This window comes from Paraburkholderia sp. BL27I4N3 (genome assembly GCF_003386115.1).
Taxonomy (GTDB): domain Bacteria; phylum Pseudomonadota; class Gammaproteobacteria; order Burkholderiales; family Burkholderiaceae; genus Paraburkholderia.
In genome coordinates this window covers 6,739,466-6,753,158 of the sequence record NZ_QREJ01000001.1, presented here as the reverse complement: position 1 = coordinate 6,753,158, position 13,693 = coordinate 6,739,466, and the positions used below count along the sequence as shown (strand labels likewise).

13 protein-coding genes are annotated in these 13,693 nt (G+C 63.7%); 10 read left to right on the top strand and 3 right to left on the bottom strand.

Translation table 11 applies throughout. The features are described from left to right. Nucleotides 1–67 precede the first annotated feature (67 nt). From B0G71_RS30730 to B0G71_RS30720, 3 genes are all read left to right on the top strand, one after another. On the top strand, nucleotides 68–4,960 hold the full coding sequence (locus tag B0G71_RS30730) for a response regulator (protein WP_116149014.1): 4,893 nt from the start codon (nucleotides 68–70) through the stop codon (nucleotides 4,958–4,960). Nucleotides 4,961–5,067: 107 nt separating this feature from the next. Then, nucleotides 5,068–5,757: a nitroreductase gene (locus B0G71_RS30725; RefSeq protein ID WP_116146507.1), complete on the top strand. Its 690-nt coding sequence runs from the start codon at nucleotides 5,068–5,070 to the stop codon at nucleotides 5,755–5,757. Nucleotides 5,758–5,806: 49 nt separating this feature from the next. Next, nucleotides 5,807–6,118, top strand: a complete 312-nt coding sequence (locus tag B0G71_RS30720; protein WP_116122841.1) for a high-potential iron-sulfur protein — start codon at nucleotides 5,807–5,809, stop codon at nucleotides 6,116–6,118. Nucleotides 6,119–6,170: 52 nt separating this feature from the next. Here the strand turns inward: B0G71_RS30720 and B0G71_RS30715 are convergent, their stop codons facing one another. Together B0G71_RS30715 and B0G71_RS30710 are read right to left on the bottom strand one after the other, a co-directional pair. Continuing rightward, nucleotides 6,171–6,521 (bottom strand): DOPA 4,5-dioxygenase family protein, encoded by a 351-nt coding sequence (locus B0G71_RS30715; protein ID WP_116146505.1) that lies wholly within the window; start codon nucleotides 6,519–6,521, stop codon nucleotides 6,171–6,173. Between the two features lie 35 nt (nucleotides 6,522–6,556). Then, the gene (locus B0G71_RS30710) at nucleotides 6,557–7,030 is read right to left on the bottom strand and encodes an N-acetyltransferase (RefSeq protein ID WP_116146504.1); all 474 of its coding nucleotides are present in this window, start codon (nucleotides 7,028–7,030) and stop codon (nucleotides 6,557–6,559) included. 364 nt (nucleotides 7,031–7,394) lie between these two features. On the opposite strand from B0G71_RS30710, the gene B0G71_RS30705 reads away from it, so the two are divergent. The 7 genes from B0G71_RS30705 to B0G71_RS30675 all read left to right on the top strand — a co-directional run bounded on the left by B0G71_RS30705 (nucleotide 7,395) and on the right by B0G71_RS30675 (nucleotide 12,717). Continuing rightward, nucleotides 7,395–7,721 (top strand): hypothetical protein, encoded by a 327-nt coding sequence (locus B0G71_RS30705; protein WP_116146502.1) that lies wholly within the window; start codon nucleotides 7,395–7,397, stop codon nucleotides 7,719–7,721. Between the two features lie 113 nt (nucleotides 7,722–7,834). Further along, nucleotides 7,835–8,107, top strand: a complete 273-nt coding sequence (locus tag B0G71_RS30700; RefSeq protein ID WP_106279033.1) for a DUF1488 domain-containing protein — start codon at nucleotides 7,835–7,837, stop codon at nucleotides 8,105–8,107. A 1,031-nt stretch (nucleotides 8,108–9,138) separates the two neighbouring features. Further along, complete coding sequence (locus tag B0G71_RS30695) at nucleotides 9,139–9,612, top strand: hypothetical protein (RefSeq protein WP_116122845.1); 474 nt, start codon at nucleotides 9,139–9,141, stop codon at nucleotides 9,610–9,612. 351 nt (nucleotides 9,613–9,963) lie between these two features. Next, a complete protein-coding gene (locus B0G71_RS30690; RefSeq protein ID WP_116146501.1) occupies nucleotides 9,964–10,317 on the top strand; it encodes a YciI family protein in 354 nt (117 codons plus the stop codon). A 148-nt stretch (nucleotides 10,318–10,465) separates the two neighbouring features. Next, nucleotides 10,466–10,879 (top strand): YciI family protein, encoded by a 414-nt coding sequence (locus tag B0G71_RS30685; RefSeq protein WP_116146499.1) that lies wholly within the window; start codon nucleotides 10,466–10,468, stop codon nucleotides 10,877–10,879. A gap of 151 nt (nucleotides 10,880–11,030) precedes the next feature. Next, entirely contained in the window at nucleotides 11,031–11,438 is a 408-nt protein-coding gene (locus tag B0G71_RS30680) for a VOC family protein (RefSeq protein WP_106279025.1), read from the top strand. Between the two features lie 4 nt (nucleotides 11,439–11,442). Next, on the top strand, nucleotides 11,443–12,717 hold the full coding sequence (locus B0G71_RS30675) for an RNA polymerase sigma factor (protein WP_116146498.1): 1,275 nt from the start codon (nucleotides 11,443–11,445) through the stop codon (nucleotides 12,715–12,717). Between the two features lie 36 nt (nucleotides 12,718–12,753). Here B0G71_RS30675 and B0G71_RS30670 read toward each other — a convergent pair whose 3' ends face one another. Further along, the gene (locus B0G71_RS30670; RefSeq protein WP_116146496.1) at nucleotides 12,754–13,443 is read right to left on the bottom strand and encodes a class I SAM-dependent methyltransferase; all 690 of its coding nucleotides are present in this window, start codon (nucleotides 13,441–13,443) and stop codon (nucleotides 12,754–12,756) included. Between the last annotated feature and the right edge of the window lie 250 nt (nucleotides 13,444–13,693).

Below are 13,693 nucleotides of genomic sequence, written 5' to 3'. Positions count from 1 at the left end.
AACAGCGGCCCGCACGAATACGATCCGCCGTGTCGAGGAGATCGCGTTGAAACAGCCGGACCGCTTCATGTCGGACGCACCGCCCGCCGGCGTCGCCGCGCCGTCCTTTCTTGCCGGAGGCGGCGAGCTGGGGGCGCTGATCCGCGCCTACGACTGGACGCAGACAGCACTCGGCGCACCCGATACCTGGCCACAAGGCTTGAAGATCGCGATCCGCATCATGCTCACGTCGCGTCAGCCGATCTGGATCGGCTGGGGCGACGAGCTGCTCTATTTTTACAACGATCCGTACAAGTCGATCATCGGTGGGAAGCATCCGGTCGCGCTCGGTCAACCGACCCGCGTCGTGTGGCGGGAAATCTGGTCCGACATCGAGCCGCTTCTCGATACCGCGCTGGCGGGCGCCGAGGGTACTTTCGTCGAACAGAAGCTGCTCATCATGGAGCGCAATGGCTTTCCGGAGGAGACGTATTACACCTTCTCGTACAGCCCGATTCCCGCCGAGGATGGCGAACCGGGCGGCATCATCTGCGCCAATAGCGATGACACGGCGCAGGTGGTCGGCGAACGGCAACTGGCGCTGCTGAAGGAACTGGCGGCGGCCAGTCCGGACGGCCGCGATTGGCGCGAAGCATGCGAACTCAGCGCGCGCGCGTTGCAAGCGAATCCGCAAGACCTGCCCTTCGCCATGCTTTATGCAGCCGAACCCGGCAGCGACACGGTCACGCTGGTCGGCTCGTGCGGCATTGAGCCGGGCCATCCGGCGGCGCCGCAGACAATGCGCGTCGGAGAATCGCTCTGGCCGATCACCGAGGTCCTCCAGACCCAGGCGCCGCAGACCGTGCGCGACTTGACGCAGCGTTTCGGCACCGCGTTGCCGAGCGGTCCGTGGCATCTCGCGCCGGAGCAGGCAGTCATCCTGCCGGTGTCGGCCGGCGGCGAGTCGACGCAAACAGTCTTGCTGATTGCCGGCTTGAATCCTTGCCGTCTCGTCGACGACGCTTACCGCAGCTTTCTGAACCTGGTCGCCGGACAAATCGGCGCGGCGATCGGCTACGCGCAGGCATATGAAGAAGAGCGGCGGCGCGCGGAAGCGCTGGCCGAAGTCGACCGCGCGAAGACCACGTTCTTCTCCAACATCAGCCACGAATTCCGCACGCCGTTGACGCTGATGCTCGGCCCGCTCGAAGAACTGCTCGCCAGGCCGCAGCCGGGCGCGAGCGGTGATAACGCGCAGACACGCAGCGATATCGACGACCGCGCGCTGATCGAGATCACGCATCGCAACGGTTTGCGCCTGCTGAAGCTCGTCAACGCGTTGCTGGATTTTTCGCGGATCGAGGCGGGGCGCATCGAGATTCACACGCAGCCCACCGACATCGCCTCCTTCACGGCCGAGCTTGCGTCGCTGTTCCAGTCCGCGATAGAGGCGGCCGGCCTGCGCCTCGAAGTTGACGTTCCGGCTACGCCCGTGATCGTGCAGATCGACCGCGAGATGTGGGAAAAGGTCGTGGTGAACCTGCTGTCGAACGCGTACAAGTTCACGTTCTTCGGCACGATCCGCGTCGCGGTTCGCACTGACGAAGGCGGCGGCGTCGAGGTCAGCGTCACGGATAGCGGCATCGGCGTCGCGGAAGAAGAAATGCCGCGTCTTTTCGAGCGCTTTCATCGCGTGGCGGGCGCACCGGGCCGCTCTGTGGAAGGCAGCGGCATCGGGCTCGCAATGGTGCAGGAACTGGTGAAGCTGCACGGCGGCACGGTGCGGGTGGACAGTGTGCTCGGCGAAGGTGCGTGCTTTACCGTTTCGCTGCCGCGCGGCGCCGTGCTGTCCCAAGCCGAGGACGAAGCCGTGCATGCGTCCATGAGCAGGCACGCACGCATGTATGTCGATGCCGCGTTGCGCTGGAGTCCGGAAAACGAAATACTCGATGCCCCGTCGACCGGCGCCTCGCCGGCCAGCGAGGCGTCGGAGGCAGCGCCGGCCGCCGCCGCGCGGCTGCTGGTCGTCGACGACAATGCGGATCTGCGCGAGTACATGAGCCGCATCTTGCGGGCGGCGGGCCACAACGTGCGGCTCGCCACCGACGGTCAGGCGGCGCTCGAAGCCGCGCGCGCCGAACCGCCCGATCTCGTGCTCTCCGACGTGATGATGCCGCGGCTGGACGGCTTCGGCCTGCTGCGCGCACTGCGCGCCGATCCGGATTTGCGCGACACGCCGGTGCTGATGCTGTCGGCCCGCGCGGGTGAGGAAGCGCGCGTCGACGGTATCGAGCATGGCGCCGACGACTATCTGACCAAGCCCTTTTCCGCGCGCGAACTGCTGGCCCGCGTGTCGGGCAACCTGCAACTCGCGCGCTTGCGTCGCGAGACCGAAATGAAGCTGCGCGAGGAATCGCGCACGCTGGAGATTCTCAATCGTGTCGGCTCGACGGTCGCGGCCGAACTCGACCTGAACCGCGCGGTGCAGATCGTCACCGACGCGGCCACCGAACTGACCGGCGCCGCGTTCGGCTCGTTCTTCTACAACGTGCTCGACCAGGAGGGCGGCAGTTACACGCTCTACACGCTGTCCGGCGTGCCGAAGGGGGCGTTCGAGCAGTTTCCCATGCCGCGCAACACGGCGGTGTTCGCGCCCACGTTTCAGGGCGAAGGCATCGTCCGCGTCGGCGACATCACGCAGGATCCGCGCTATGGCCACAACGCGCCGCATCGCGGCATGCCGGAGGGTCATCTGAAGGTGCGCAGCTATCTGGCCGCGCCGGTGCAGTCGCGCAGCGGTACGGTAGTCGGCGGCCTGTTCTTCGGCCACCCGGAGCCCGGCGTGTTCACTGAGCGTGCCGAGCGGATCGTGGCCGGCATCGCCGCGCAGGCGGCGATTGCCATCGACAACGCGCGCTTGTATCAGGCGGCGCAAATCGAAATCGCCGAGCGCACCAAGGCGCAAAGCGCGTTGCGCGATCTGAACGAAACGCTGGAGCGCCGCGTGATCGAAACGGTGGCGGACCGTGATCGTTTATGGGAGTTGAGCGAGGATCTGCTGGTGGTCGCCGACATCGAAGGCGGCCTGCAGCGTGTGAGTCCATCGTGGAGCACGGCGCTCGGTCACGACATGCACTGGCTGATGTCGCGTTCCTATGTCGATCTGGCTCACCCGGACGATGTCGAGACTGTCCGCACGCATCTTGCTGAACTGCGTAGAACGGGCGTGCCGGTGCGCTACGAAAACCGCTTCAGGCGGATCGACGGCACATGGCGTTGGGTCGCGTGGACGCTCGCGCTCGATCCGGACACCGCGCGCATTCACGGCGTGGGCCGCGACGTCACCGCCGACAAGGAAACCACCGAAGCGCTGCGGCACGCCGAAGAAGCGCTGCGCATGGCGCAAAAGATGGAAGCGATCGGCAAGCTCACGGGCGGCGTCGCGCACGACTTCAACAACCTGCTGCAAGTGATCGGCGGCAATCTGCAACTGCTGGCGAAAGACGTCGCCGGTTCGGAGAAGCCCGAGCAGCGCGTGCGCAATGCACTGGCGGGCGTCGCGCGCGGTGCGAACCTCGCCTCGCAACTGCTCGCGTTTGGGCGGCGTCAGCCGCTCGCGCCGAAGGTCGTCAATCTCGGCCGCTTCGTGCGCGGTCTCGACGACATGCTGAGGCGCGCGCTCGGCGACGGCGTCGAAATCGAAACGATCGTGTCGGGCGGCTTGTGGAATACGCTGGTCGATCCGTTCCAGGTCGAGAACGCGCTGCTGAATCTGGCGATCAACGCGCGCGACGCCATGAACGGCCACGGCAAGCTCACGATCGAAGCCGGCAACGCCGCGCTCGACGACGCCTACGCCAAACGCAACGCGGAGGTCACGCCGGGCCAGTACGTGATGCTGGCGGTTACCGACACGGGCCTCGGCATGTCGCCGGAAGTGCGCGAGCGCGTGTTCGAACCGTTCTTCACGACCAAGCCCGAAGGCCAGGGCACGGGCCTCGGCTTGAGCATGGTGTATGGCTTCGTCAAGCAGTCCGGCGGCCATGTGAAGATCTACAGCGAAGAGGGTCACGGCACCACGATTCGCATCTATCTGCCGCGGGTGCGCCAGGAAGAAGACCTCGAAACGAATATCGAAGCCGGTCCCGCCAAGGGCGGCACGGAAACCATTCTCGCGGTCGAGGACGACGAGGAAGTGCGCACGACCGTGGTCGAAATGCTCTCCGATCTCGGCTACCGCGTGCTGAAGGCGAAAGACGCGCAAAGCGCGCTGGCGATCGTGGAAAGCGGCGTGCCGATCGACATGCTGTTTACCGATGTGGTGATGCCCGGCCCATTGCGCAGCACCGAACTCGCCCGCAAGGCGCGCGAGCGGTTGCCGTCGATCGCGGTGCTGTTCACGTCGGGCTACACGGATAATGCGATCGTGCATTCAGGGCGGCTCGATGAAGGCATCGAATTGCTCAGCAAGCCTTATACGCACGAAGCGTTGGCGCGCAAAGTGCGCTACGTGCTGCAAGCGCAGAATCCGCGGGCGGCGGAAATCGCCGAAGCCGAGCAGCATCTTCTGGAGATCGATCCGCCCATGATGCCGGATAGCGCCGATAGTTTCGTTACTCAGACGCGGCCGCGGATTCTGCTGGTGGAAGACGACGAGCTGATTCGTGTGAGCACGGCCGAATTGCTGCGCACCTTCGACTTCGACATTCTGGAAGCCGAAGGCGAGCCTGACGCCAGGCAGATTCTCAGCGAATACACGATCAGTGTGATGCTGACCGACGTGGGGCTGGCGGGCAAGTCGGGTATCGATCTCGCGCTCGACGTGTGTCGCGAGCGGCCTGACCTGCGCGTGATCTTTCTGACCGGCTACGACCTCGTGCTGACGCCGGCGCAGCGCGCGGTCTTGCCGCACGCGATCCTGCTGCGCAAGCCCTACGATCTGCTCGATCTCATCGATGCGCTGAAAACGCCCGTGCGCTAAACCGCGCTGCGCGCGGCCGGCGTTGCCGGCGCGCCAGCGCGAAAATGCGTGCTCGCGCTAGAATTCCTGAAGACCGCCACAATTGCTGGTTCCACCGGAATTCGCCGATGACCACTCCCGCCAACGACGTCGACGCCGCACTCGTCACGCGGCGCTCAATTCGCGCCTTTTTGCCCACGCCGGTGCCGCGCGCCGATATCGAAGCCATTCTCGAAACCGCCAGCCGCGCGCCGTCGGGCACCAATACGCAGCCGTGGAAGGTCTGCGTGGTGACGGGCGAATCGCTGGCGCGTCTCTCGCAGGCCTTGCTCGACGCTTACGACCACCCGCAACGCGACGCGCTGTACCAGGAAGAGTATCCGTACTATCCGAATCGGTGGGTGTCGCCGTACATCGACCGGCGCCGCAAAATCGGCTGGGATCTGTATGGCTTGCTCGGCATCGAAAAGGGCGACAAGGCGCGCATGCACGAGCAGCATGCGCGGAACTATCGCTTCTTCGGCGCGCCGGTGGGCTTGTTCTTCACGATCGACCGGGTGATGGGGCGCGGCAGCTGGCTGGACTACGGCATGTTCCTGCAGTCAATCATGACGGCCGCGCGCGGGCGGGGTCTCGATACGTGTCCGCAGGCCGCGTTCACGCCGTTTCATCGGGTGATTGCGGAGCAGCTCGGTTTGTCGCCTGAAGAGCAACTGGTGTGCGGCATGTCGCTCGGTTTCGCCGACGAAAACGCTTTGGTCAACACGTTACGCAGCGAGCGCGAACCCGTTGAACGGTTCACGCGATTTCTCGATTGACGGCGCTGGATCGCGATCGAGGCAAGTCCCCACTTTCCATCGGACCCATATGAAAACATCGCGTCGCCATTTTCTGCTGCTCGGCGTGAGCGCGGGCTCAGCGCTCATGCTCACACGCGCAGCCTTCGCCGACACCGCGAACAGACTCAGCGAATCCGATCCGAAGGCGCAAGCCGTCGGCTATAAAGAGGACGCGTCCAAGGTCGACAAAGCGAAGTTTCCGGGCTACGCCGCCGGACAAAGCTGTGCCAACTGCTCGCTGTTCCAGGGCAAAGCCAACGACGCATACGGCGGGTGCACGCTGTTCGGTGACAAGCAGGTCGCGGCGCTCGGCTGGTGCAGTTCGTACTCGAATATGTGAACGGCGAGAGGCGGTGCGCGATCCGGTTCGCCGCGCGCCGTATTCACGGCAATCAATTCAACGCGCTCAGCACCAGTTCGTGCGAATGGCCGATCCATACGGCGGCGTCGCGATGATCGCGTAACGCATCGCCCGTATTGGGATGCAGGAAGATATCCAGCGCGCCGTGATTCAGCGTGAGCCAGCCGACCACGTCGGCGAACTGAGCCTGCGTGAACGCGAGCTGATACGACCACATGGGATGCGGCCCAACCGGGCGTTCGTGAAAGCGGCCCAGTTGCAGTGCGTCGCCCCAGTGTGCGTCGATCTGCTCGCGGAAAGTCCACGCGGCGTCGCGGCTGCCCGCGTCGAAATACACGTGGGCGTGCCAGCTCGTGATGGCGGAGGTGTCGCGAAAGGTCATAACAGGTCCGGTGCGTATCAGTCTTTATCCGACATTCATTCTGCTTCAATTTCCGCCGACGCGCGCGGCGCGCGCCTCATGTGAAACTGTCTCTCATCTTGGCCGACGATCTCGAAGCCGAGGCGCTCGTACAGGCGCTGTGCGGGATTGCCTTTGAGCACCTTGAGGGTGACCGGCAACGCGTCGGCCTGCGCGGCACGCAACACCGTGTGCAGCGCGCGTTTGCCGATACCGCGCCCCTGCAGCGCCGGCGCGATCTGCAATTGCACGACGACCCACTCGGTGTCGGCGCGATACGCTTTAAGCAAACCGGCGGGCGCGCCGTCGATGCAAATCACGCGTGCCGTGTCATACCGATGCAGCAGACGAGCGCGATGCTCGGTGTCGTCGGACGGCTCGCCGACGCGCGCGAGATGCTCCGTCATGGTCGCCTTGCGCGGCTCGAATAGAAAGGCCTTGTCTGAATTCAGTGCGGGGCGCAGGGTGAAGACAGGTTCCTTAGCGGACATGTTGGTAACGTTTCCGGCGAGCCGGCGGCCAGTAAGAATGGTCGTGAATTGTCGCGCCAGCAGCGCTTTTTTACCAGGCGGCTATGTTCGCGCCTATCGACATTGCTATTCCCCGGTCATGCGGATGCCGTCGTCGCGGCGTCCGCGCTGCGACGGATTCGTGCGCTGCCGCGCGCGTCGCTTCAGGCGCGGTCGGCGTTTGCGGCTTGCTGGCGGCACGATGCCGACAGTTCGCGTCGCGCTCGCCACGGTTCGTGCGACGCGTTTTGCGCCCGTTGGCATGCGCGTTGCTTTTGCCTCACTCGCGAATTGCTGGCGCGTGCGGGTTCGAACGTCGAACCGCCGAGGAACGACGCCAACTGGCATGACAACGAAAATGCTGAATACGAAACCACATACGGTCACGCACGGCGCCGACGCCGACGCGATCACGCTCGTCTTTTATCCCGATACCGGCTGTCTGCGCTTTGCCGATGCGCGCGGTACGTGTCACGAGCTTCGGCCGCCGCATTCCTGGTTCGCGCTGTCGTCCGCGTCGCGAGGCGCGCGGCGCGGCACGCAAGCCATGACCGAGGGGTTGAATGCGTTGCTGCACGAGTTCCGCGCGAAACGTCCGCGCTGGCCGGGCGCGCACGCTTCAGTCCATTCGACGGTGGTCGAACGCACAGTGAACGCTGCCGTGGAGCGATAGCGTTCATTGATCGGTTGAAAGAACTCGACGAGTGTTTCGCATCTGTATTCAGATTTTTTCGGTGTCGTTCGTTCAACACGGCGAGCGGTTTAACGAACTTTGCGAGGTGGGCCATGGAGATTATCGAGTTTGAACCAAGCGTCTCGGCGGACGGACGCGCGGTGATTTTCCAGCTTTCGACGCGAGGCCGGGACCTCGAATGCGCCGTTACGCGTGAGGCCCTGGAACAGCATTTCTGGTTGCAACGCGACGCCGGCGAGGAACGCGTGCTGAAGACGTTCGCTGACGGCCGCAAACGCATCACCGCTGTGGCGGAGAGAAAGCTGCTGGCGCGTCCGGGCGAAAAAGTGCTGCTGACGATCAGCGATTTCGCCGCACGCGGTTGACGGGATCACGCCGCGCGTCTTGCAAGCCCACATGCTCAAAGAAGATCAGCGAGCGGCGGCGACAGTGCCGTCGCTCGCGTCATTGCGGTTCCGATCGGCGCGCTTTTCGGCTGTGCGGTCGGACTCGTCGACAAAGAGCCCGCTCAGTCGATAACCGCATGTTCCGCCGTCGCGGCGTGTGCTGCGCGGCGCTCACCTCTGACGAAACCGGCCTGTTACAGCGATTCGCCAAACTGGCCTGCCAAATCCCTTCGCTTCGCCCAATTGCATTCGCACCTGCCGGAATACACTGTTTTCCATGGAGCGACAAATCACCGAGCCCCATCGACGCGGTCTTCCCCCCGCGTTGTTTTGAACCGTACCGTTGATGGCAGTTTGCCGCGCTTGTCGAATGCGGCAGGGCAGTAAAGCAGTAGGTAATAGAAGCAGTGCAAACGGCGCGCGATCCATGTAGTTTGCGCGTGAATCAGCAGGGGGTTGCAGTCAGGCGATGTTGAAGGCGAAGGACCGGGCTGTAATTGCAGTGAGCAGTTCAGAAACGAATGTTTTTTGCAGCAGCAGTATCGGCAGCACGGTTTTATTTGTCGTGGTAGTTCAAGCAACACGGTTTTAGCGGGTGCAGTTCAAGTAACAACAGCTTTGCGAGTTTGCGGTGGGTATAGGTCGGCGAGCATCCACGCGCGAGTACGACTGTTCCATCCTGTCAGACCCTGTTCCCTCGCGGGAACAGGGTTTTTTTTCGTCGTGACACGCCATGCGACTTGTAATTGGCAAGTTCGAACCGATATTTCAACGTTGCGCTGCGCGCCACGCTTTTGGCGGAATCGAGCAACCGGCCGGTGGCGCAGTGTGAGATGCTGCATACGAATAGACTTGAAGTCGTTTAAGTCTGTCTTAATAGTTGCTTGCCATGATGGCTTCACAGACTCACATCAGGGCCTGTCAAGCCGCCGGCGTATCGGCGGCGTTTGCCACCGGAGCAGAAGAATTCGGTGGCGAAGCCGAGAGCTAGAGAAGGAGGTTGAACCGATATGTCCAATAAATCGCGAGTCCGCAAGCACAACCAGTCGGCCATGTCCCCGTTGTTGCGCGCGCTAACCTATAGCCGCACCGCTCACGAGCCGGTTACGTCGGCGATGCTGCTGCAGTGCTACACCGCCCTCGACGCATTCCGGCACGGCCACGGCTCTCGGAATCTGCATATGACGTTGAGCCGGCATTTGCTGGTGTCGCAAGAACTTGCGCGCCTTGGCCTCGGCGAAGACGTTCTGTCCGACATCGAGAGCGCACATGCCGCGATGGTTCAACTCGATATGCGCGAACACGACGAAGGCGCGTGGGCACTGCAAGACGGCGAATACGCCCGCTTGTGCACGGCGTTGGCGATTCTCGACGGACAACTGTCCGTGGCATCGCTGAGCGAGATCGCGAGCGCGGAAGCGCGAATGATCGAAGGATTGATGAGGTCCGCGCAGGTGCAGGCGATTGCTGAAGCTACGGTGTAAGCCGCCGCACGCGTTTCTCCTTTCTCAGACGCGCAATTGAAACGTCAACGCCCCGCGGGGCGTTTTTTTATTCTGCCGCGTCGAGAGACCAAGGCAAGGCGCTAATCGTTATGCCGTCGAAATGCTTCAATGCGGCGTTATCGCGCTGCCCAATAGAAATTTCCCAATGACGTGCGGAAATTACGAGTCTCCGTAAGACGCCCAATTAGCCGCGGCATCGGCGCCGGATCAGGTTTGCCGGAGGCTTTCATGCTTGTTAGACTGCCTCTCGCCAGCCCACCGCACGCGCGTTTTGCGTTCATACGCCTCCGGGGCGTTCACATCCGCGGCGCGATCAAAATCGGAGACGCCATGTCTTATATGCTGCTCATTGTCGAACCCCCGAATCAACGGCTTGAACGCGGTGAAGCCGCGGGCCGCGAAGTCTACGATCAGATGGTCCGCTTCGCCTCCGATCTGAAAGAACGCGGCAAACTGGTCGCCGTCGAATCGCTCACCTCCTTGAACGACGCCGTGCGCGTGCAGGTGCGCGACGGTCAGCCGAAACTGCTCGACGGCCCGTTCGCCGAAGCCAAGGAAATGGTCGGCGGGTTCTTCCTCCTGAATTGCGAAACGCGTGAAGAAGCCCTGGCGATTGCCCAAGCGTGCCCGGCCGCAACGTGGTGCACGGTCGAAGTCCGCAAGCTCGGACCTTGTTTCCTCTAGCCGATTCGCGCATCGACAGCATGTGGTCTTGGGGTTTTCCCTGGCGGATCGGCAAGTGTGTCGATCCGGCCGTGCGTTGCTCGTCGTGTGAGTAAGAAGCCAGCCACGGGCGCGGCTCTCCCTCTCACAACGATAAGGAGTCACGGCGATGCGATTCATGATCCTCGTCAAAGCCACCGTTGCCAGCGAAGCCGGTGAGATGCCGGAAGCGTCCCTGATGGCCGCGATGGGCGCGTACCACGAAGAACTGGCCAAAGCCGGCGTGCTGCTCGAGGCCACCGGCCTGCAACCAAGTTCGAAAGGCTGGCGCGTTCGCTACAGCGGCGGCAAGCGCTCGGTGGTCGACGGGCCGTTTCCAGAAACCAGGGAACTGGTTGCCGGCTACACGCTGATCCAGGTGCGCTCGCGTGAGGAAGCCATGGAGTGGGCGCGGCGCTTTCCGGCGCCCTCCGGCGAGCAGGCGGACGGCGAAATCGAAGTGCGTCAATTGTTCGAATTCGACGACTTCGAACCCGGCGCGGAGTTGGACCGGCTCCGCGAACTGGAAGCCGGCAAGCGCTGAAGCTCAAACGCAAAGCGCACGCCGCGCCGGCTTTATCGAAGGGATTCACTATGGTCACGGCGCGACGGCTTTCGCATCGAGCGACCCAAGGCACGTATGGAGATCGTCGATACGGCCGCGCCCTGTCCACAACCGATCATTGGACTCCGTCATGCATAAGCAGATCTACGTCAATCTCGCGGTCGACAATCTCGAACGATCGAAAGCCTTCTTCAGCGCGATTGGTTTGAGCTTCGAACCGCAATTCACGAACGAACAGGCGGCCTGTCTGATTCTCGGCGATAACATCTACGCGATGCTGCTGGTCAAGGACCTGTTCAAGTCGTTCACTCGCAAGTCGCTGTGCGATCCGAAGGAGAGCACGGAAGCACTGGTGGGGTTGTCGTGCGAAAGCCGGGCGGAGGTGGATGCGCTGGTCGCCAAGGCGCTCGCCGCCGGCGGCACCGTACCGCGCGCGCCGCAGGACTACGGCTTCATGTACGGGCACGGCTTCGAGGATATCGACGGCCACATCTGGGAGCTCATCTACATGGACCCGAATGCCAGGGCGAGAGGTTGAAGCCGTGACCACGGCGGCCACTCACCGTGCCATCGAGGCAGTCTGGCGGATCGAGTCCGCCAAGGTCATCGCCCACGTCGCGCGGATCGTGCGCGACGTCGGGCTCGCCGAGGAATTGGCGCAGGACGCGCTGGTGGCCGCGCTCGAACATTGGCCCGACGCGGGCGTGCCCGACAACCCGGGAGCATGGCTGATGGCGACCGCAAAGAACCGTGCGCTCGACCGCTTGCGGCAGGAAGCGCTGCATGCCCGCAAGCGTCAGGAGCTGGGCCACGATCTCGACGCGCTGGAGACGCATCTCGTGCCCGATTTCGTCGATGCCCTCGATGCCGCCCGCGCCGACGATATTGGCGACGACCTGCTGCGGCTCGTGTTCACCGCGTGCCACCCGGTGTTGTCGACCGACGCGCGCGTCGCGCTTACCCTGCGCCTGCTCGGCGGCCTCACTACGGACGAAATCGCGCGTGCGTTTCTGGTGCCGGAGCCGACCGTCGCGCAGCGTATCGTGCGGGCCAAGCGCACGCTCTCGGCGGCCAAGGTGCCGTTCGAGGTGCCGCAGGCCGACGCACGCGCGCCGCGGCTCGCCTCGGTGCTACAGGTCATCTATCTGATTTTCAACGAAGGCTATTCGGCCACGGCCGGCGACGACTGGATGCGTCCGGCGCTCTGCGAGGAAGCGCTGCGGCTCGGCCGCGTGCTGAGCGGTCTGGTGCCCGACGAAAGCGAAGTGCACGGCCTCGTCGCGCTCATGGAGATTCAGGCCTCGCGCACGCATGCGCGCACGGATGCGCAAGGGCGCCCGGTGCTGCTGCTCGATCAGGATCGCAGCCGCTGGGATCCGCTGCTGATCCGTCGCGGGCTGGCCGCGCTCAACAGCGCGCATGCGCTAGGCGGCGCGAGCGGCCCGTATGCGCTGCAGGCAGCGCTCGCCGCGTGTCATGCCCGTGCGCGTCGGGCGAGCGATACCGACTGGGTGCAGATTGTCGCGTTGTATGACGCGCTTGCGCAGGTGGCGCCGTCGCCGGTGGTCGAGTTGAACCGCGCGGTGGCGGTCGGCATGGCGTTCGGTCCGGCGGCCGGCCTGGAGATCGTCGATGCGCTGGCAAGCGACGCCGCGCTGGCGAACTATCACTGGCTGCCGAGTGTGCGCGGCGATCTGCTGGCGAAGCTGGGACGTATGGAAGAAGCGCGCGCCGAATTCGAACGCGCCGCCGGAATGACGCGCAATGCGCGCGAGCGCGAGTTGTTGCTCGAACGCGCACACGGTATCGCGCATTGAGCCTTGCCACGTATCGCTGCGATGTACGCCTTCGCGTCAGACGGCGCATGCTCGCAGCAGATAAAACTCACGCGGGTTATGCTCTTGCGGCGGATCGCTGAGCGGTTCGAGGTAGCGGGTAATGCCGATCCGATCGAATCCCGCAGCCAGGCAGGCGGCTTCGAGTGCTACTGCGTCGTGCACGGTGAAACCGTACTCGGCGAAAGGCATTTCGATTGCTGCCTCTGGTGTGATGGCCGCGATGACCAGCGTGCCGTCCACACGTAACACGCGGCGAATTTCCTTGAGGCCGGCCGGCAGGTCCGGCCAGAAATACGTGCAGTTGCTCGTCACCGCTTTGTCAAACGAGGCGGTGGGGAACGGCATGGCAACGACGTCGGCGGTTTCGAGCCGGACACGGCCGTCGCGCACAAAAGCCGCGTTGCGGCTGCGAGCGGCGGCGATCATGGTCGGCGATATATCGATGCCGGTGAAGCGCAGTGTCTCGGCTTGATCGAGCACGAACGCGATGTGGCCGCCGTTGCCGAGGCCGACTTCGAGCACTCGCTCGTTCGCGTGCAGGTCGAGCAGATCGAATGACGTCATGATGACGGCGTGGTTCGATCGCTCCAACATAGCGCCGACGGCTACGCCGATCTTGCCCGCAGGACAGCCGAGCTGCGGCAGAAGAATGCTTTCCTCGAGATCGGCTGTCACCTCGCCTGACGGACCAGTTGTTTCTCTCACCGCGGGACCTCCATCACAGGTCGCGCCGCTTGCAGTGTCCGCTGCAGACGCGCGTATGGTACGTCCTCCTCAATTTATGTCATGAAGCCACGCCGTGGGTATCTCTTTAATACCCATGCGCGACCGCAACGAAGTCCGGGCCGGGAATCACCACGCCGGCCACTACACAGAGAAAACGCCTGGAACTGCGGATCCATCAACCACGCTGTACGCCTTCGTTCGCGCAGCGCGGCGCACTATCGCCGCACGG

What these genes read in the sequence shown, in the direction of transcription:
- B0G71_RS30725 (WP_116146507.1), top strand. Translation starts at nt 5,068, where the DNA reads ATGACCACTCCCGCCAACGACGTCGACGCCGCACTCGTCACGCGGCGC.
- B0G71_RS30705 (WP_116146502.1), top strand. Translation starts at nt 7,395, where the DNA reads ATGACAACGAAAATGCTGAATACGAAACCACATACGGTCACGCACGGC.
- B0G71_RS30730 (WP_116149014.1), top strand. Translation starts at nt 68, where the DNA reads ATGTCGGACGCACCGCCCGCCGGCGTCGCCGCGCCGTCCTTTCTTGCC.
- B0G71_RS30715 (WP_116146505.1), bottom strand. Translation starts at nt 6,521, where the DNA reads ATGACCTTTCGCGACACCTCCGCCATCACGAGCTGGCACGCCCACGTG.
- B0G71_RS30690 (WP_116146501.1), top strand. Translation starts at nt 9,964, where the DNA reads ATGTCTTATATGCTGCTCATTGTCGAACCCCCGAATCAACGGCTTGAA.
- B0G71_RS30720 (WP_116122841.1), top strand. Translation starts at nt 5,807, where the DNA reads ATGAAAACATCGCGTCGCCATTTTCTGCTGCTCGGCGTGAGCGCGGGC.
- B0G71_RS30700 (WP_106279033.1), top strand. Translation starts at nt 7,835, where the DNA reads ATGGAGATTATCGAGTTTGAACCAAGCGTCTCGGCGGACGGACGCGCG.
- B0G71_RS30695 (WP_116122845.1), top strand. Translation starts at nt 9,139, where the DNA reads ATGTCCAATAAATCGCGAGTCCGCAAGCACAACCAGTCGGCCATGTCC.
- B0G71_RS30680 (WP_106279025.1), top strand. Translation starts at nt 11,031, where the DNA reads ATGCATAAGCAGATCTACGTCAATCTCGCGGTCGACAATCTCGAACGA.
- B0G71_RS30685 (WP_116146499.1), top strand. Translation starts at nt 10,466, where the DNA reads ATGCGATTCATGATCCTCGTCAAAGCCACCGTTGCCAGCGAAGCCGGT.
- B0G71_RS30710 (WP_116146504.1), bottom strand. Translation starts at nt 7,030, where the DNA reads ATGTCCGCTAAGGAACCTGTCTTCACCCTGCGCCCCGCACTGAATTCA.